General features: G+C 34.7%; 16 protein-coding genes. 12 read left to right on the top strand and 4 right to left on the bottom strand.

What is annotated here, in order from left to right; translation table 11 throughout:
• Window positions 1-110: 110 nt before the first annotated feature.
• From FEDK69T_RS02310 to FEDK69T_RS15325, 10 genes are all read left to right on the top strand, one after another.
• Window positions 111-2690 carry a T9SS sorting signal type C domain-containing protein gene (locus FEDK69T_RS02310; RefSeq protein ID WP_035629824.1) on the top strand — a complete coding sequence of 860 codons (2580 nt, stop codon included), beginning with the start codon at window positions 111-113 and terminating at the stop codon, window positions 2688-2690.
• 135 nt (window positions 2691-2825) lie between these two features.
• A complete protein-coding gene (locus FEDK69T_RS02305) occupies window positions 2826-4061 on the top strand; it encodes an HD domain-containing protein (protein ID WP_035629826.1) in 1236 nt (411 codons plus the stop codon).
• 117 nt (window positions 4062-4178) lie between these two features.
• Complete coding sequence (gene lpxD, locus FEDK69T_RS02300; RefSeq protein WP_023572530.1) at window positions 4179-5198, top strand: UDP-3-O-(3-hydroxymyristoyl)glucosamine N-acyltransferase; 1020 nt, start codon at window positions 4179-4181, stop codon at window positions 5196-5198.
• A 20-nt stretch (window positions 5199-5218) separates the two neighbouring features.
• Entirely contained in the window at window positions 5219-6607 is a 1389-nt protein-coding gene (locus tag FEDK69T_RS02295; protein ID WP_023572529.1) for a bifunctional UDP-3-O-[3-hydroxymyristoyl] N-acetylglucosamine deacetylase/3-hydroxyacyl-ACP dehydratase, read from the top strand.
• 10 nt (window positions 6608-6617) lie between these two features.
• Window positions 6618-7403, top strand: coding sequence for an acyl-ACP--UDP-N-acetylglucosamine O-acyltransferase (lpxA, locus tag FEDK69T_RS02290; protein WP_023572528.1), 786 nt, complete (start codon window positions 6618-6620; stop codon window positions 7401-7403).
• 29 nt (window positions 7404-7432) lie between these two features.
• The gene (gene efp, locus FEDK69T_RS02285; RefSeq protein ID WP_023572527.1) at window positions 7433-7999 is read left to right on the top strand and encodes an elongation factor P; all 567 of its coding nucleotides are present in this window, start codon (window positions 7433-7435) and stop codon (window positions 7997-7999) included.
• Between the two features lie 82 nt (window positions 8000-8081).
• The gene (locus FEDK69T_RS02280) at window positions 8082-9023 is read left to right on the top strand and encodes a UDP-3-O-(3-hydroxymyristoyl)glucosamine N-acyltransferase (RefSeq protein ID WP_023572526.1); all 942 of its coding nucleotides are present in this window, start codon (window positions 8082-8084) and stop codon (window positions 9021-9023) included.
• The gene (locus FEDK69T_RS02275; protein ID WP_035629827.1) at window positions 9013-9375 is read left to right on the top strand and encodes a nuclear transport factor 2 family protein; all 363 of its coding nucleotides are present in this window, start codon (window positions 9013-9015) and stop codon (window positions 9373-9375) included. Before FEDK69T_RS02280 ends, FEDK69T_RS02275 begins: the two co-directional genes overlap by 11 nt.
• Before the next feature lie 104 nt (window positions 9376-9479).
• Window positions 9480-10361, top strand: a complete 882-nt coding sequence (sucD, locus tag FEDK69T_RS02270) for a succinate--CoA ligase subunit alpha (RefSeq protein WP_035629829.1) — start codon at window positions 9480-9482, stop codon at window positions 10359-10361.
• A gap of 237 nt (window positions 10362-10598) precedes the next feature.
• Window positions 10599-12650, top strand: coding sequence for a T9SS type A sorting domain-containing protein (locus FEDK69T_RS15325; protein ID WP_023572524.1), 2052 nt, complete (start codon window positions 10599-10601; stop codon window positions 12648-12650).
• Window positions 12651-12692: 42 nt separating this feature from the next.
• Here the strand turns inward: FEDK69T_RS15325 and FEDK69T_RS02260 are convergent, their stop codons facing one another.
• From FEDK69T_RS02260 to FEDK69T_RS02245, 4 genes are read right to left on the bottom strand one after another with little or no spacing between them, the layout of a single operon-like run.
• Window positions 12693-13415 carry a DUF2490 domain-containing protein gene (locus tag FEDK69T_RS02260; protein WP_023572523.1) on the bottom strand — a complete coding sequence of 241 codons (723 nt, stop codon included), beginning with the start codon at window positions 13413-13415 and terminating at the stop codon, window positions 12693-12695.
• On the bottom strand, window positions 13405-14055 hold the full coding sequence (locus tag FEDK69T_RS02255; protein WP_051385051.1) for a DUF4956 domain-containing protein: 651 nt from the start codon (window positions 14053-14055) through the stop codon (window positions 13405-13407). Before FEDK69T_RS02255 ends, FEDK69T_RS02260 begins: the two co-directional genes overlap by 11 nt.
• Window positions 14052-14804: a polyphosphate polymerase domain-containing protein gene (locus FEDK69T_RS02250; RefSeq protein ID WP_023572520.1), complete on the bottom strand. Its 753-nt coding sequence runs from the start codon at window positions 14802-14804 to the stop codon at window positions 14052-14054. The genes FEDK69T_RS02255 and FEDK69T_RS02250 overlap by 4 nt, the downstream gene beginning before the upstream one ends.
• A 4-nt stretch (window positions 14805-14808) precedes the next feature.
• Window positions 14809-15189, bottom strand: coding sequence for a DUF3823 domain-containing protein (locus FEDK69T_RS02245; protein ID WP_023572519.1), 381 nt, complete (start codon window positions 15187-15189; stop codon window positions 14809-14811).
• 593 nt (window positions 15190-15782) lie between these two features.
• On the opposite strand from FEDK69T_RS02245, the gene fabG reads away from it, so the two are divergent.
• Window positions 15783-16529 (top strand): 3-oxoacyl-[acyl-carrier-protein] reductase, encoded by a 747-nt coding sequence (gene fabG, locus FEDK69T_RS02240; RefSeq protein WP_023572518.1) that lies wholly within the window; start codon window positions 15783-15785, stop codon window positions 16527-16529.
• A 68-nt stretch (window positions 16530-16597) separates the two neighbouring features.
• On the top strand, window positions 16598-18625 hold the full coding sequence (locus FEDK69T_RS02235; RefSeq protein ID WP_023572517.1) for a hypothetical protein: 2028 nt from the start codon (window positions 16598-16600) through the stop codon (window positions 18623-18625).
• The last annotated feature ends 16 nt before the right edge of the window (window positions 18626-18641 follow it).

Raw genomic sequence — 18641 nt, 5'->3', positions numbered from 1 at the left:
ATGTTATATCAATAGAAATTTAACTAAAAAAAATTAATCAATAAAAAAACTAGAATTTATTACAAATGAGAAAAAAATTATTTTTATTTTTTGCAATGCATCTTTGCTTCATGGTTTCCGCCCAGGATGGAGCCATCGATAGCTCCTTTAATCCTTCAGATTTAGGTTTTGGTAATGGTGATGGTGGTACATCTTCGTCTGCTAAAGATGGTGTTGTGTCAACTACATTACAACCTGATGGTAAAATAATTATAGGCGGAGGTTTTCTTAAATACAATGGAACTTCAAAAAAAGGTCTTGCACGTATAAATGCAGATGGTACGTTAGACACTTCATTTGGTTCATCCACAATTATCAAACTTATTGTCAACGGAACTGAATATGTCGGACCTGTAATTCAAGCGAGTGCAATTCAACCCGATGGTAAGATCATAATTGGAGGTATGTTTACACAAATTAACGGAACTTCATTTAATGGAATTGCCCGTTTAAATTCGAATGGAACATTAGATACAAGTTTTAATATTGGAACTGGTTTAACAGACGCTTACAACGGATCGAGTTCGCTAGCTTCAGTAAGATCTATAGTTATTCAAAATGATGGAAAAATTGTAGTAGGCGGAAGTTTTACTCATTTCAACGGAGAAAGCAAAAGAGGGGTTTTACGTTTAAATACAAACGGAAGTCTGGATTCTGGTTTTGCCATTACAGGAACTGGAAATGGACACAATACTGTATACAAAGTTGTAATCCAACCAGATGGAAAAATAATTTTGGGAGGTGATTTTACTACTTACGACGGAGAAAATGCTTATGGGATTTGCCGTCTGAATGCTAATGGTACTTTAGATTTGGCATTTAACCCTTCATTAGAAGTGTATTGTAAAATTAGAACAGTTTCTTTACAAAGTGATGGTAAAATAATTATTGGGGGTAATAGTGTACTATATGAAGGATTCAGAAATGTTCTTATTCGTTTAAACAGCTCGGGATCTGTTGATACTACTTTCACTACTTACCCAATTGCTGTAACAAATACAATGGTTGTTAATACTTCTTTAATACAAGCTGATGGAAAAATACTTATAGGTGGAAATTTTCAAACTTATGGTGGAACTATTGTTAACCGAATTACGCGTTTGAATAGCAACGGTACAATTGATACAAGTTTTTCATCTGGAACTGGTGTAGATAAAAAGATTGATTTCGATACCGATGCAGATACCGACGTATATGCAATGGCTATGCAACCAAATGGTCAGATTATTCTAGGTGGTGAGTTTGAAAGCGTTAACGAAACGGAAAGAAATGATATTGCCAGAATTAATTCTAATCGAAGTATAGATATGACTTTTAATACTGGAAGTGGCTCAAATTTTTCTATTCGTACTACATTGATCCAACCTGATAAAAAGGTCATAATTGGAGGTGGATTCGGACTTTATAATGGAGTAGTGGCCAATAGAGTTGCCCGAATTAATACTGACGGCACATTAGATACTAATTTTAATGCTGGTGGAAGCGGTATTCAGACAACATCTGCAAATTTAAAAGCGGATGTATTCGCATCTGCAATTCAAACAGACGGTAAAATACTTTTAGGAGGGTATTTTGGAAAATATAACGGTACATTAATTAATAATCTAGTACGTTTAAATTCTGATGGCTCATTAGATACTAGCTTTGTTACCGGAGTTGGACCAAATTTTACAGTTATGTCTATTTTGGTTCAGCCTGATGGGAAAATAGTAATCGGAGGTTCGTTCACTACCTATAACGGGAGCTCTATTAATAGAATTGCCAGATTGAACTCAAATGGAACTTTAGACACCACATTTACTCCAGGTTCGGGTGCAGATAATGAAGTTAAAGCTTTGGCATTACAATCCGATGGGAAAATAGTAATCGGAGGAAGATTTGATAGTTATAATGGTTCTTCAAGAAAAGGTCTTGTGCGTTTAAATACTAATGGTACTTTAGATACTTCCTTTAGTTCATTAACTTATCAATCTTTTTTCTCTATTGAAGTCATAAAAGTTCAATCTAATGGGAAAATTGTTATTGGTGGAAGTTTCAGAGACTTAAATAATGTTATCGAGGCAGACGGTATTGTTCGTTTAAATGCAAATGGTACTCTTGAAACGACTATGAACACGGGGTTTGCTAATCCATCAATTTTAACAATTGCAATTCAGCCTGACGGAAAAATAATCGCAGGTGGACATTTTGGATTCGAAACAGTAAATTTACATTTAACACGTTTTAATGCTATTGGGACACTCGATACAAGTTTCAATTCTGGTAACACAGCTTCAAATAGTACTGTGTATTCCTGTGCACTTCAAACAGATGGAAAACTGGTAATCGCAGGAGCTTTTACAAATTATAATAATACTGGTAGAAACCGTATTGCAAGAATTAATGCGACTACATTATCATTAGATGAAAATGCCTTTAATAACGAAAACATAATTATTTATGAAAAGAATTCTGTTTTGCATATTAAAAGTGAGGGTAAAATAATGCGTTCTGTTAAGTTATTTGACATAACCGGAAAGCTTATTTTTGAAAATAAAAATGTTAACGCTTCAGAAACAACTATAAATAACTTAACTGTTAGAAAACAGATTGTTATCATTAAAATTACTGATGAGGATAACTCAGAAGCAAATAAAAAAATAATATTTTAATATTTAGCGAAATAATTTTTACGAAAGAGGCTGTCATTTTAGGGCAGCCTCTTTTTTATTAAAGATGTTGCATTATTTTTCTCTTATTTAACATCAAATCTAATTTCACTATATTTGTTTAAATATTATACTTGCGTGAATCAGATTAACAAGCTCAAAATCCTAAACGACCCCATATATGGTTTTATAACCATTCCGAATACCTTAATTTACGACTTAATTCAACATCCTTATTTTCAGCGGTTACGACGTATTTCTCAAATGGGAATGTCCTATCTTGTCTATCCCGGTGCGCATCATACGCGTTTTCACCACGCTTTAGGTTGTATGCACATTATGCAGAAAGCGGTTCAGACGTTACGCTTTAAAGAGGTTGAAATTTCGGAGGATGAGGAAAATGCGCTCTATATAGCAATATTGTTGCATGATATCGGACACGGACCTTTTTCACACGCCATGGAACATAGTATTGTGGAATCAGTTCACCATGAAGAGATTTCATTGTTTTTTATGAATGAACTCAATCGTGAATTTGATGGAAAGCTGTCATTGGCTATTCAGATTTTCAAAGGTGAATACCACAGAAGATTCATGCTGCAACTAATTTCCAGTCAGTTGGATATGGATCGAATGGATTACCTTAAGCGTGATAGTTTTTACACAGGTGTAGCCGAAGGAAATATCAATTCGGAGCGATTGATTCAGATGATGCACGTTGTGGATGACGTTTTGGTTATTGAAGAAAAAGGGATTTATTCGGTAGAGCAGTTTTTAGTAGCAAGACGATTGATGTATTGGCAGGCCTACCTGCATAAAACCAGTCTTGTGGCTGAATTAACGCTGACAAAAATTCTGAAACGCGCTAAAGAACTCACTCAAATGGGAACGATGCTTCCTTGCAGCGAACCATTACAGTTTTTTATGCAGAATAAAATTGACTCCAGCGGTTTCGACAACCCTAATCTGAAAAAGTTCGCATTATTGGATGATTTTGATATAGTCAGCGCCATAAAATCATGGCAGTTTCATGATGATTTTGTGCTTTCTTCTTTAAGCAAAATGATTATCAATAGGGATTTGCTTAAAATCAAAATGGTTACGGAGAAAGTAAGCAAAGAGCATATGACCGATTTAAAATCGAAAATGATGAACCTTCACAACTTATCCGAAAAGGAAGTGGATTATTTTATTTTCAAGGGTAAAATCAAGAATCAGGCCTATAACAAAACCGGTGAACCAATCCACATTTACAAGAAAGATAAAACAATTGAAGATGTGGTTGAAGCTTCTGACCAGCTGAATTTAAAAGCTTTATCCAAACCGGTGACAAAATATTTTATCTGTTTCCCAAAAGTATTGTTGGGAAGTTAAGATTCGATTAAATTTTATATTTTTGCACAGATAAAACGAGCTATGCTGAAAACAGACATGCAACAAACAAAAACGCGAGTTTTATCTTATACCTAAGGTAAATAAAAATGATATAAGATGAAATTTACTGCAGAACAAATAGCTGGTATTTTAGAAGGCGAAGTTGTTGGGAACCCATCAGCAGAAGTCTACAAATTATCTAAAATTGAAGAAGGAACAGAAGGTTCCCTTACTTTTTTGGCTAATCCGAAATACCTAAACTACATATATACTACAAAAGCGACTATTACCATAGTAAATTCGACTTTTGAACCAGATCAGCCGATCACAACCACTTTAATCAAAGTGGAAGATGCTTATAAATCGTTTTCAAAACTTCTGGAATACTACAATCAGGTAAAACTGATGAAATCAGGTATAGAACAGCCTTCCGTTATTTCCGAAAATGTTGAATATGGCGAAAACCTCTATTTGGGGAGTTTCTGTTACGTTGGGAAAAATGTAAAGATCGGTAATAACGTAAAAATTTACCCAAACAGTTTTGTGGGGGATAACGTTGTTATTGGGGACAATACAGTTTTGTTTGCAGGTGTTCGCATTTATTCAGAAACAGAGGTAGGCATGAATTGTACTATACATTCCGGTTCTATTATTGGGTCGGACGGATTTGGGTTTGCTCCTCAGGAAGACGGCACCTATTCAAAAGTACCGCAAATAGGGAATGTAATCATCGAAGATAATGTTGATATAGGTTCTTGTACAACTATTGACAGAGCCACTCTGGGTTCAACAATTATCCGAAAAGGCGTAAAACTTGACAACCAGATTCAAATCGCGCATAATGTTGAAATAGGAGAGAATACAGTTATTGCTTCTCAAACAGGAGTGGCAGGTTCAACCAAAATTGGCAAAAACTGTATGATTGGCGGACAGGTCGGTATTGCAGGTCATTTAACCATCGGAAACGGCGTAAGAATTCAGGCGCAATCCGGAGTTGGAAGAAACATCAAGGATGGCGAAGCGATCCAAGGAAGCCCGTCTTTCAATTATGCTGATTTCAGCAAATCATACGTTCATTTTAAAAACCTGCCGAAAATCGTGGACGATCTGCATAAACTAAAAAAACAGAAAAACTAACTAAACTAAACAAATAAACCATGGTTAAGCAAACAACCATCAAAAACGAAGTTTCATTAAAAGGAGTAGGGTTACACACCGGTCAGGAAGTAACAATGACATTTAAACCGGCACCAGTTAACAACGGATTCACATTTGTTCGTGTTGATTTGGAAGGCGAGCCAATTATCGAAGCCGATGCAAATTATGTTGTAAATACTCAAAGAGGTACAAATCTTGAAAAATTAGGCGTTAAAATCCAGACTTCAGAGCACGTATTGGCTGCTTTTGTCGGATGTGATGTTGATAACGTTATCATTGAGTTAAATGCTTCTGAGCCTCCAATTATGGACGGTTCATCAAAATATTTCGTAGAAGCTATTGAAAAGGCAGGTGTAGTAGAGCAGGATGCTGAGCGAAATGTTTATGTGGTTAAAGAAGTTATTTCATACACAGACGAAGCTACCGGAAGTGAAATTACAGTAATTCCTTCTGATGAGTATTGCGTAACTGCTATGGTTGATTTTGGCACGAAAGTTTTAGGTACTCAAAATGCCAATATGAAATCCATTGGCGAATTCAAATCAGAAATTGCCGATTGCCGTACTTTCAGTTTTCTTCATGAATTAGAAGGTTTGCTTCAAAATGGATTGATCAAAGGCGGTGACTTAAATAACGCTATCGTTTATGTGGATAAGGAGATATCCGACGAAACAATGGAACGTTTGAAAGTGGCTTTCGGAAAAGACACTATTTCAGTTAAACCAAACGGGGTTTTAGATAACCTTACATTACATTATCCAAACGAAGCTGCACGTCATAAATTACTTGATGTAGTAGGGGATTTGGCTTTGATCGGAACAAAAATCAAAGGAAAAGTAATTGCTAATAAACCCGGACATTATGTAAACACCATGTTTGCAAAAAAAATGTCTAAGATTATTAAAAACGAACAGAAAAATCAGGTTCCTGTTTTCGATTTAAACAAAGAGCCTTTGATGGACGTAACTAAAATCATGTCGATGTTGCCACACAGAAATCCGTTCTTGTTGGTTGACAAAATTTTAGAGATGTCTGACAGTCATGTGGTCGGATTGAAAAATGTTACAATGAATGAAGAATTCTTTATTGGACATTTTCCGGGAGCGCCAGTTATGCCAGGGGTTTTAATTATCGAAGCTATGGCGCAAACAGGAGGTATCTTAATTTTAAGTACAGTTCCTGATCCTGAAAATTACCTGACTTATTTCATGAAAATTGACAATGTGAAATTCAAACACAAGGTTTTACCTGGGGATACTTTAATCTTTAAATTAACGTTATTATCGCCAATCCGTCGCGGAATCTGTCATATGCAAGCCAGCGCTTATGCAAATGGTAAATTAGTTACAGAAGCCGAATTAATGGCGCAAATTGTAAAAAAGAACTAAAAAAGAAAATATGAATCAACCTTTAGCCTATGTTCATCCTGGAGCAAAAATTGCCAAAAATGTGGTAATTGAGCCCTTCACAACCATTCACAATAATGTTGAAATTGGTGAAGGAACCTGGATTGGTTCAAATGTAACCATAATGGAAGGCGCACGTATTGGTAAGAATTGCAATATTTTTCCCGGTGCTGTAATTGCTGCAGTGCCCCAGGATTTAAAATTTGGAGGTGAAGATTCACTTGCAATAATAGGCGATAACACTACTATTAGAGAGTGTGTTACGGTCAACAGAGGTACAATCGCTTCAGGACAGACTAAGATTGGGAAAAACTGCTTGGTTATGGCAACCGCACACATTGCTCACGATTGTCATATCGGTGATAATGCCATCATTGTAAACGGAGTGGCCTTGGCCGGACACGTTACTGTTGGTGATTATGCGGTTATTGGAGGATTGGCTGCGATACATCAATTTGTTTCCATTGGGGATCATGCTATGATTTCCGGTGGTTCATTGGTTCGTAAAGATGTTCCTCCCTACACAAAAGCTGCCAAGGAACCGTTATCATACGTTGGAATTAATTCCGTTGGACTTAGAAGAAGGGGCTTTTCAACTGAAAAAATACGCGAAATTCAGGATATTTACAGAATTCTGTTCCAAAAAACCTACAATACCACTCAGGCATTAGGTATCATTGAAGCAGAAATGGAAGCAACTCCGGAACGCGACGAAATTATCCTTTTTGTCCGAAATTCACCTCGCGGAGTTATGAAAGGTTATACAGGAAGCGTTTAATAAAAAATAAAACAACTAAATAAATCAAAATGGCAAGTACAGCTGATATCAGAAACGGATTATGTATCAAATACAACAATGATATTTACAAAATTATTGAATTCCTTCACGTTAAACCGGGTAAAGGTCCTGCTTTCGTAAGAACCAAACTTAAAAGTTTAACAAATGGTAAGGTATTGGATAATACATTTTCTGCAGGTCATAAAATTGAAGTTGTTCGTGTAGAAACACATACTTTTCAATTCTTATATGCTGAAGGACAAGAGTTTCATTTCATGAACAATGAAACTTTCGAACAGATTTCTTTGAACAGAGATATTCTTGATGCTCCGGATTTATTAAAAGAAGGGACTAACGTAATGGTTCAGATCAATACTGAAACAGACGCACCGCTTTCTGTTGATATGCCTGCTTCAGTAATTCTTGAGGTAACTTATGCAGAGCCGGGAGTAAAAGGAAATACTGCTACCAATGCTACAAAACCTGCAACTGTTGAAACTGGCGCTACAATCAACGTGCCTTTATTTATCAATGAAGGTGATAAAATCAAAATCGATACTGCTTCAGGTTCTTACATGGAGCGCGTAAAAGAATAATTTGAAGTTTCCGGCAATCAGTGCTTGTTCATGAAAAACAGATACTGATTGCCAACAACTTTTACTGATACTAATTATTATTATGAAATTTCCAAAGACACATACTCTGAAAGAGATAGCCGACATTATTCAATGCGAGTATGTGGGTGATGATCGTTTTCCGGTTCACGGAATGAATGAAATTCACGTCGTAACACGAGGTGATATTGTTTTTGTTGATCATCCTAAATATTACGATAAAGCGCTGCAATCGGCTGCTACTATTGTTTTAATAAACAAAAAGGTAGATTGTCCTGATGGCAAAGCTTTGCTGATTTCTGACGATCCGTTTCGTGATTTCAATAAACTAACACGACATTTTCGACCATTCCTGTCTTCTAATTCAGCAATTTCAGGAACTGCCGTAATTGGTGAAGATACTGTAATTCAGCCCAATTGTTTTATTGGAAACAATGTAATTATCGGTAAAAACTGTCTTATTCATTCTAATGTTTCCATTTACGATAACACGGTGATAGGTGATAATGTTATCATTCATGCCGGAAGTATTTTAGGGGCGGATGCATTCTATTATAAAAAGCGTCCGGAAGGTTTTGATCAATTATTATCGGGTGGGCGTGTAGTTATTGAAGATAATGTTGGAATAGGGGCATTGTGTACCATTGATAGAGGAGTTACCGGAGACACTACAATTGGCGAAGGGACTAAGATTGATAATCAGGTGCATGTTGGCCACGATACAGTTATCGGTAAAAAATGTCTGATTGCCTCGCAAACCGGAATTGCCGGATGTGTGGTTATAGAAGACGAAGTAACCCTTTGGGGGCAGGTAGGTACCACCAGCGGAATTACAATCGGTGAAAAAGCGGTTGTTTTAGGTCAGACCGGCGTTACTAAATCGGTAGAAGGCGGAAAAACATATTTTGGAACCCCAATAGAGGAGTCTCGTGAGAAACTGAAGCAATTGGCTAACGTTAAAAAGATTCCGGAAATACTTAATAAGTTGAACAAAAATGACGGCTAAAGCAATAGTTACAGAATTCTATCATTCCGGATCGCTAAGAAGCAAAGAAATTCTTCAACGATTTCTTCATGATGAATTGCAGTTTCATTGGCACAGTTCCAAAGGATTTCTGCAATTAAATAAAAGTGATTTGATTGAATTATCTTGTGAAATGGAACGTTCATATACTTCATCACGTATAGACATAAGTCATGTTTTGCAGGATGACAATATGGTTACTGTCCGATTCACTTATTATGTAACACCCATTGAAACGCCTTCGGAAGAAACAATTTTGGCACATTTTGTTACTATTTGGGAAGTTAAAGAGGATAAGCTATTCCGTGGTTACCAAATGAGCCAGCTAGGTTAAATCAGGATAAAATCTTTGAAAGTTTATAGCAAAATTCTTTATATATTTCTTTCAAAAGTCTATTTTTGCAATACATTTTTAAAAACAACATAAAAAAATATATCATGAGTGTTTTAGTAAATAAAAATTCTAAAATAATTGTTCAGGGATTCACAGGAAGTGAAGGTACTTTCCACGCTTCTCAAATGATTGAATACGGAACAAACGTTGTAGGTGGTGTAACTCCTGGAAAAGGTGGTTCTCAACACTTAGACCGTCCGGTTTTTAATACAGTAAAAGATGCAGTAGTTCAAGCTGGTGCTGATACTTCAATCATTTTCGTTCCGCCTGCTTTCGCTGCTGATGCGATTATGGAAGCTGCAGACGCAGGTATCAAAGTAATTATTTGTATCACAGAAGGTATTCCAGTTGCTGATATGATTAAAGCTTATGATTATATTAAAGGTAAAAACTGTCGTTTAGTAGGTCCTAACTGTCCGGGTGTAATCACGCCGGGTGAAGCTAAAGTTGGTATCATGCCAGGTTTCGTTTTCAAACAAGGTTCAGTAGGTATCGTTTCTAAATCTGGAACTTTAACGTATGAAGCTGCTGATCAGGTTGCAAAACAAGGATTAGGAGTTACTACAGCTATCGGTATCGGTGGAGATCCAATCATTGGAACTACTACAAGAGAAGCTGTTGAATTATTAATGAATGATCCTGAAACTGAAATCATCATCATGATCGGTGAAATTGGTGGTCAGTTAGAGGCTGATGCTGCTCGTTGGATTAAAGCTGATGGAAACAGAAAACCAGTTGTAGGTTTCATCGCTGGAGAAACTGCTCCAAAAGGACGTACAATGGGTCACGCAGGTGCTATCGTTGGTGGCGCTGATGATACAGCAGAAGCTAAAAAACGCATCATGAGAGAAAACGGAATCCACGTTGTTGACTCTCCTGCTGAAATCGGTAAAAAAGTTGCTGAAGTTTTAGCTGTATTGAAATAAGACATAAAAAGCTTACTATATGAAAGCCCTGCAATTTGCAGGGCTTTTTTATTTTTCTATTTGAACAAAATGCATGAATATTAAATCTAATGCTGAGTTTAGGGATAGTTTAGGTCCTTTTTTTCCACATCCATATTAAACTAAGAAGGATTAACTTTAAGAAACAAATAATAATGCATTGAAAATCAACATTTTAATTATTTGTAACTTTGTTTATTAAACCAAAAAGTCAAAGTCATGAAGAAGATTTACGCTTTAGTATTTGCTTTGGGTTTTTCTATTATTCTCAAAGCACAAATTATCAACATTCCTGATGTAAATTTCAGAGCAAAACTATTAGCTGCCAGCAGTACAACTTTTATTGCTCAGGATGCAATGAATAATAACATCAAAATAGATGTTGATGGAGACGGTAAAATAGAAGTAAGTGAAGCCTTAGCGGTTTCGAAATTATATCTAAGCTTTTCCGAAATTCAAAATTTAACCGGAATTGAAAAATTCACAAATCTTACAAGTTTATTCTGTGAGTATAATTCTATTGCCGAGTTGAATATTGGCGGATTAACAAATTTAAATTCACTATACTGTACAGGAAATCAACTTACGAATCTGAATATTCTCAATCTGCCTAATTTAAGGCATTTACATTGTAGTAGCAACTTGTTAACTTCACTCGATTTAAGTCCTTCCCATAACCTTTATGAGTTATATTGTGGTGGAAATCAACTAACATCATTAAATCTAACCGGACTGACAAATCTTAACCAGTTATCTTGTGATGGTAATAAGTATACTTCTCTAAATGTTTCCCCTTTAATAAATTTAAATTATTTGTCTTGTAATTCCAGTCTGCTAACTTCTTTAAATATTAACGGGTTAACAAACCTTAACTATCTTGATTTTAGTAATTCGAAGATTACTTCATTAAATCTTAGCAATTTACCTAATCTAATGCATTTGAGATGTTCCAATATTCCGCTTAACACCTTAAATGTTGGCAATCTGCCAAATTTAGTCTCAATATTCTGTAATGATAATAACTTTACGTCTTTAAATCTAAGCGGCTTATCACATCTTGAAGTTTTAGATTGTCGAAATAGTAAACTGACTTCCTTAAATGTAAATGGTACTACAAGCCTTATTCAATTGGATTGTAAAGACAATCTATTGACTTCTTTGAATATCGGGACTTGTCAAAACCTATCCAATCTATTTTGCGAAAACAATCAGTTGGCTGCACTAAATTTAAATGGCTTATCCAATATGGACCAGTTAACCTGTCAAAACAATAAGTTGACATCATTAAATTTAAATGGTTTGTCCAAACTTAGTGCTTTAAGCTGTTCCAATAATCTTCTCACGACTTTAGAAGTGAGCAGTTCTCCGAATTTAAATTATTTATATTGTGATAACAACAGACTCACTTCATTAAATATGGGAACTTTACCCAATTTGTTAACTTTAGGATGTGAAAACAATCAATTATCTTCTTTAAATGTGAGTGGATTTACGAGTATGTCGACATTAGGATGTACGGGAAACAAAATCACTTCTCTTAATGTTAACGGATTAACCAATCTTAGAAGTTTATACTGCTCTGACAACCTGTTAGCGGCACTGGATGTTAGTAGTTTGTCAAATCTTACAGAGTTAATCTGTAATAATAATTTTATCGCAAGCTTGAATGTTAACGGATTGCTTAACCTTCAGCAATTAGGGTGTTCCAACAATAAAATTACTTCATTAAATGTTAGTAATTTAAGCAATTTGATAGGTTTAGGATGTATTGGTAATCAACTTAGCGCATTGAATGTAAACAATTTGAGCAATCTTCAATTCTTTTATTTTTCAGATAATACTCCGCTGGCGACTATTTATATGAAGACAGGTAATTTCATACGATTTATAGGGTCTTTTAATGGGCTTCCAAATTTGCATTATGTGTGTGCCAATGAAAGTCAGGTAAGTGCTATTCAAAATGAGGTTAATTCGTTAGGGTATAATTGTACTGTAGATTCCTCATGTTCGTTAAGCGCCAACGATTTCACGCTTTCAAACAACTTGATATTGTATCCAAATCCTGTAAAAGATATGTTGAATATAGAATCTGGGAATAATGTGGAAATCGAATCAATGAGTGTTTATAACATCTTAGGACAATTGAAACAAGTTGTTCCAGCTCGCAAATCGATGAAGACTATTAACGTTTCCGATTTACCTTCCGGTAGTTACCTTATCAAAATAGACACGGATAAGGGCTCTTTAAATGCTAAATTTATAAAGGATTAGAAGTAAACAAAGACTGTATGTTATCGGATGTGGTTATTTTAATTAACCCTGTGTTGCTTTTTTCTCTTTGTTTTTCTTGATCTTTTTGATCATATCGTCAATTATTAATGTGTATTTGGTTTCAAGTACAAAACGGTCTGTTTTTTTAGGATTGTATTTATCATCATAAAAAACGGATATTCCTAATTTGTTTCCGTATTTGAATTTGTAAGCGCTTCCGATAGTATAACGGGTTCTGTTGTATTTAATCGGATCATCATCAGCTAACTTTAAAAATATCTCAACAGAAGTATTGAAAGATAATTTTGATTTGGGAACATTATAGTCGACGCCGATTTTTTCACGAACCATCTGTACAGGCTCTTTAAAATCATTCATATAACGCTCGTTAAAACTTCCTGTTGAAAATTGGTATTTCATTGCTCCAAACAAGGTAAAATCACCTAGTTCTTTATCGTATTTTAAAGCACCAAACAAACGATGAGAGTCAGCGGTATATGAACTTGTAAATCGATATCCTGTTTCAATACTGAATTCTTTATTGAAATTATATTGCACGGTAAATTCTGCTCCGCTTGATCTGAATTCCTGAAAATCTTTTTGAGCAGTATAGCGATATTCTCCGGAAACTTTCCAATGATCATTAAATCTGTAACTTACTCCAGGAATCAATCGGTATTGCCAGTCAGTATAGTTCTGACAAAAACCATCCATAGTGATCAGCAGCAAGAAGAATAAAAGCAGGTTCTTTTTTTTAATCATCATTGTCGGATTTTGGTAATACAAATTCGCTTTCTTTTGCAAAATAATAGGCTTTCAATAATGCTGTATCTTTTAAATAATCAATCGAGACAATTTCTACTCTATGAATATTTAATCCGGTACGGTTATTTAAATCTGCAAGCAACTGTTCTTTGTATTCCGGTTTAATGAACTCAACTTTGTCATAAACGATTTCTTTCGCATTTTCGTTTTTAAGAAAATCAAGACGTTCCATTATGAATGTGAGGAACAGAACTATGCCGTTGCAAATGATTAACAATACGAAACCATCATTAATGGTTGCAAGCGAATTTAACATTCCCAACGCCACACATACGAAGAAATACCCCATGTCCTTTATTGAAATCGCGATAGTTCGGTATCGGATAATGGAAAACATGGCAAAAAGCCCAAATGCGAATCCTATTTTAATTTTTGCTGCACCAAGCAAACAACATATCATAAAATTTACGACATTAAACAAAATGAATGTGAAAATGAAGTCTTTGTTTTTATGTTTAGGATAGTATATAAGAGCAACGAGTACAACCACAGCAACAAAATCTATGATTGAACGAATAATAAAATCATTCAGGCTTAAAATACCTATTAAATTATCGTCTGTTTCAATTGTTTCCATCATCGCTGAAGTTTATTTATTTTTTTTAGTATCGGCATGAAATTGTTTTTTTTCACTGAGGGAATTAATGTAATTACACCATAGATATATTTGCTGATGCTTTGCTCCCGAATGTTATTGTATTTCAGGAAAGTGGTTAACGGAGATGAATGTGTACTTTTTGATTGCTTGATTTCAATGATTGCAATTTTTTTAAATTTGATATCATGTTCATCATCAATAAAATGAAGGTTCATATCTATCGTAACCCTTTCCGTAAACTGATTGTTGACCAATGTGATGCGGTTAAAATTATTTTTTAAGATAAGAGTCACTTCTTCAATTGCTTTACGGGAATACTCCTGTATGAGATTCTTTCTTATTTCGTCAATATCAGAAATCATATAAGGTATAGGCTCTCTGTGTTTGTTAGTGCGATCGACTTTTTCTTTCTTTTTAATTTCAAAAAAACACATGTCCGATTCTACATACCTTCTGCTTCTCACTTTGATTCTGTTGACATATCCATTGTGATGATCCTTGAAAAACTGCAAATCCGGTGTATCAAAATAATTATTTTCATATGAAAAAATCCTAGTTCCGTTAATTTCCAAAACATTATAATGTTCGACCAGACAGGGTACTATTTTCAGCAAATCTTCACTTCTCAGCGTATACTTACTGTCCGTTCTGTTTAACAATGAAACAGCTTCCAGTTCCGCAAGGGAAACCGGATTAAGCAAGGAAAGCTGATTTGTAAATTTTTTAAACATGACTTTAGATTTTAATTACAAAATCGTCAAGAACAACATTAGCTTTTTTTGAGGTTACTTCAACTTCTTTTTTTTCAACTTGTTGATCCCAAGGGCAATAATCACAATCTCCATAAACCCAAACATCATAACTGCCTTCCTGTAAAAAGTCGAATTTGAACGAGCCGTCATGAGAAGTTCTTACATCATCGTAAAAATCGGTGCTGCCACGCGAACTGATATATACTCTGACATCTCCAATATAATCTTCACTTAAAACTTGTTGGTCCTGATTATAATTTATGGCAAATACTTTACCTGATATAGACGCAAGTCCACCATAGCCTTCATCTTTGGAACAAGCGATAAATACAACCGCTAGTAATAGAAATAGATATTTTTTCATGATTTTTTACTTATTTATCGTGTACATTTTTTAAGAAAAATGAAACGTATTTTGATTATTTTAAAGAAGTATAATTGATGAAATTTTCATAAGAAAAAAGAAGGAGTAAATCTTACAATTTTTCTCATAGTAAAGTTAGCTATAACATTGATATTTATCAATTTAACCTTTCAAATTGATAAAAAAAACGTTAAATGACATTTTATCAAAAAAAAGAGGCAACAGATTTCGCTTTCAATTTTTAAAACCTGAGTATAACAAGGATTTTAATCAAATGACTGATAGCGGTTTATAATTCAAAAGTATTTTGTGTAAGAAAAATTATGTTTGCAGTCTTGTTTCAGTATTAAATTAATGCACCCTAAATGTGAATTTTGAATAAACTTCAATTTAAACTGATTGGCCTCTAATAGATTTTTCTTCATAATTTTTCAAAGTAATTATTCTCAATATGAAGGATTTACTACACAGATTTGAATTCTAAATTTACGATTAAAATACTTGTTAATAGTTTAAAAGTGCAATGATTTTTTTTTAATTCAAAATAGAATATCTTTGGAGACTGTAATTTAAAAACAAACTAATCTTATATTATGAAATTACTGGAAGGAAAAACCGCTATCATTACGGGCGCTAGTAGAGGAATCGGAAGAGGAATTGCCGAAGTTTTTGCTAAAAACGGAGCTAATGTAGCTTTCACATACAGTTCGTCTGCAGCTGCTGCACAGGAATTAGAAAACGAATTAGCTGCTTTGGGAGTTAAGGCTAAAGGATACCAGTCAAATGCTGCCGATTTTAATGAAGCTCAAAAATTAGTTGATGATGTTATTGCTGAATTTGGAAACGTTGATATTTTAATCAATAATGCAGGAATTACAAAGGATAACCTTTTAATGAGAATCACTGAAGAAGATTTTGATACCGTTATAGATGTAAACTTAAAATCGGTTTTCAATATGACTAAAGCAGTTCAAAAAATCATGCTGAAAAACAGAGCCGGTTCTATCATCAATATGAGTTCTGTTGTTGGAGTGAAAGGAAATGCCGGACAGACAAACTATGCGGCTTCTAAAGCAGGAGTTATCGGTTTTTCAAAATCTGTGGCATTGGAATTAGGTTCCCGTAATATCCGTTGTAATGTAATCGCTCCAGGTTTCATCGAAACAGAAATGACTGCAAAATTAAATGAGGACGTGGTTAAAGGATGGAGAGAAAGCATTCCTTTGAAACGCGGAGGTTCTCCGGAAGATGTTGCTAATGTGTGTGTGTTCCTATCATGCGATATGAGTGCTTATGTTACCGGACAGGTTCTTAATGTTGATGGGGGAATGTTAACCTAACAAACAGTATACAGTGGTCAGTTAGCAGTAACTGAATACTGAACACCTTTAACTGAACACTTACAATTATGACAACAAGCACAATTTTACTTTTATTATTATCAGTACTGATTGCTGCCGGATTGTCGTTTTATCAATACCTATACAAAGCCAATTACAGATCAAAACTATATCTGTTTTTGGCTTTTTTACGTTTTTTCTCGTTGTTTCTGATTTTTGTGTTGCTCATCAATCCGATTATTTCCAGAAAAACGTTTGAAACCACCAAAACACCTCTGCCAATCGTTGTTGATAATTCGCAATCGATTGCATTATTAAATAAAGATGTCGATGTTCCGCAACTGATTCAGTCATTGACACAAAACAAAATGATTAAAGCTAAATATGATGTTCAGTTATTTAGTTTTGATGACGATTTTTACAGTAACACAGCTATTGATTTCAAAGGGAAGCAAACCCATATTGATATGGCTGCCCAAAATTTGAAACAGTTTTACCGAAGCCAGAATTACCCGATGGTTTTGTTAACTGACGGAAATCAGACGATTGGAAATGATTATGTTTACAGTTTTCAGCAAAATACCACTGTTTATCCTTTGGTTTTGGGCGACACTACGACTTTTTTCGATTTAAAAATCAATCAGCTGAACGTTAACAAGTATGCGTTTCTGAAAAATAAATTCCCTGCCGAAGTTTTTCTGCAATACAACGGAACAAAACCGGTTAACGCAACATTCAGTATCCAACAGGGAAAATCAACTGTTCATAAGCAAAACATTAGTTTTTCCCCATCTAAAAAAGCACAGGTCGTATCAGTTTTATTGAATGCTGATAGAGTGGGTGTACAGACCTATAAAGCCGTAATTTCATCACCATTACAAGAAAAAAACAATTATAACAATACGAAGAATTTCGCTGTAGAAGTAATTGACCAACGTTCGGAAATTGCACTGGTTTCAGCAACAAACCATCCTGATCTGGGTGCTTTGAAACGTGCCATCGAATCTAATCAACAACGTAAGGTAACAATAGTAAAACCTAGTGAAATCAAATCATTACAAGATTATAATGTTTTGATTTTGTATCAGCCTAATTTCGAATTCAAATCGATTTTGGAGCAGAATAAAAAACTGCAACTGAATACTTGGGTAATTACCGGAACCAATACCGATTTCACTCTTTTAAACCAATATCAGGATCAGGTTCAGTTTAAGGCTTCAAGTCAAATCGAAGACTATTCGGCAGACTATAATCCACAATTTACTGCTTTCTCAACCGAAAATATCGGATTTGAACAATTCCCGCCGTTACAGCATCCGTTCGGAACCATTACGGTTAAGGAAAACGCAAATACGCTTTTAAAATCACGAATCCGAAACATCGGCACTGAAAGTCCGCTACTTACATTTTCAGAAAACGGATTAAAACGAAATGCTTTCCTTTTTGGAGAAAATATCTGGAAATGGCGTATGGAGAATCATGTAAAAACGAAGTCATTCGAGCAATTTGATATTCTTACAGATAAAATAATTCAGTATTTGGCCTCTAATGCAGCTAAGAAATCACTTGTGGTAACACACGAGAGTTTTTATAATTCTGGAGAAACCATTGAAATAGCTGCTCAGTTTTTTAATAAGAATTACGAATTTGACGACAATGCCAATCTGACCATCTCTCTGCAAAACAAACAGACAGGTAAAACTAAAAAATACGATTTTCTTAAAGGAAATGCCGAGTATAAAGTTAACTTAGACGGTTTAGAACACGGAAATTATAGTTTTACAGTTTCTGAAAACAGATCGAAAAACAAATATTCAGGAAGTTTTGAAGTACTTGATTTTGAAATCGAAAAACAATTTGTAAATCCCGATGTAAATCGTTTGAAACAATTGGCTAACAATACCAATGGAAAAGTATATTATCCAAATCAGGTTAACGACTTAATTAAAAACCTACTCGATAACGAAAACTACATTCCAACCGAAAAAGCGATCATTAAAAAAACACCTCTTATTGATTGGATTTGGTGTTTGGTTATGTTAGCGTTAAGCCTTTCGGCAGAATGGTTTATCCGTAAATACAACGGATTACTATAAAAAGCAGATTCTATGA

It is taken from the genome of Flavobacterium enshiense DK69 (genome assembly GCF_000498495.1).
GTDB lineage: Bacteria > Bacteroidota > Bacteroidia > Flavobacteriales > Flavobacteriaceae > Flavobacterium > Flavobacterium enshiense.
This window is presented reverse-complemented; position numbering and strand designations above follow the sequence as displayed.

Bases quoted from the DNA above. Each gene is read 5' to 3' on its own strand.
- FEDK69T_RS02310 (WP_035629824.1), top strand. From the start codon at position 111: ATGGTTTCCGCCCAGGATGGAGCCATCGATAGCTCCTTTAATCCTTCA.
- lpxD (WP_023572530.1), top strand. From the start codon at position 4,179: ATGAAATTTACTGCAGAACAAATAGCTGGTATTTTAGAAGGCGAAGTT.
- FEDK69T_RS02295 (WP_023572529.1), top strand. From the start codon at position 5,219: ATGGTTAAGCAAACAACCATCAAAAACGAAGTTTCATTAAAAGGAGTA.
- lpxA (WP_023572528.1), top strand. From the start codon at position 6,618: ATGAATCAACCTTTAGCCTATGTTCATCCTGGAGCAAAAATTGCCAAA.
- efp (WP_023572527.1), top strand. From the start codon at position 7,433: ATGGCAAGTACAGCTGATATCAGAAACGGATTATGTATCAAATACAAC.
- FEDK69T_RS02280 (WP_023572526.1), top strand. From the start codon at position 8,082: ATGAAATTTCCAAAGACACATACTCTGAAAGAGATAGCCGACATTATT.
- FEDK69T_RS02275 (WP_035629827.1), top strand. From the start codon at position 9,013: ATGACGGCTAAAGCAATAGTTACAGAATTCTATCATTCCGGATCGCTA.
- sucD (WP_035629829.1), top strand. From the start codon at position 9,480: ATGAGTGTTTTAGTAAATAAAAATTCTAAAATAATTGTTCAGGGATTC.
- FEDK69T_RS15325 (WP_023572524.1), top strand. From the start codon at position 10,599: ATGAAGAAGATTTACGCTTTAGTATTTGCTTTGGGTTTTTCTATTATT.
- FEDK69T_RS02260 (WP_023572523.1), bottom strand. From the start codon at position 13,415: ATGATGATTAAAAAAAAGAACCTGCTTTTATTCTTCTTGCTGCTGATC.
- FEDK69T_RS02255 (WP_051385051.1), bottom strand. From the start codon at position 14,055: ATGATGGAAACAATTGAAACAGACGATAATTTAATAGGTATTTTAAGC.
- FEDK69T_RS02250 (WP_023572520.1), bottom strand. From the start codon at position 14,804: ATGTTTAAAAAATTTACAAATCAGCTTTCCTTGCTTAATCCGGTTTCC.
- FEDK69T_RS02245 (WP_023572519.1), bottom strand. From the start codon at position 15,189: ATGAAAAAATATCTATTTCTATTACTAGCGGTTGTATTTATCGCTTGT.
- fabG (WP_023572518.1), top strand. From the start codon at position 15,783: ATGAAATTACTGGAAGGAAAAACCGCTATCATTACGGGCGCTAGTAGA.
- FEDK69T_RS02235 (WP_023572517.1), top strand. From the start codon at position 16,598: ATGACAACAAGCACAATTTTACTTTTATTATTATCAGTACTGATTGCT.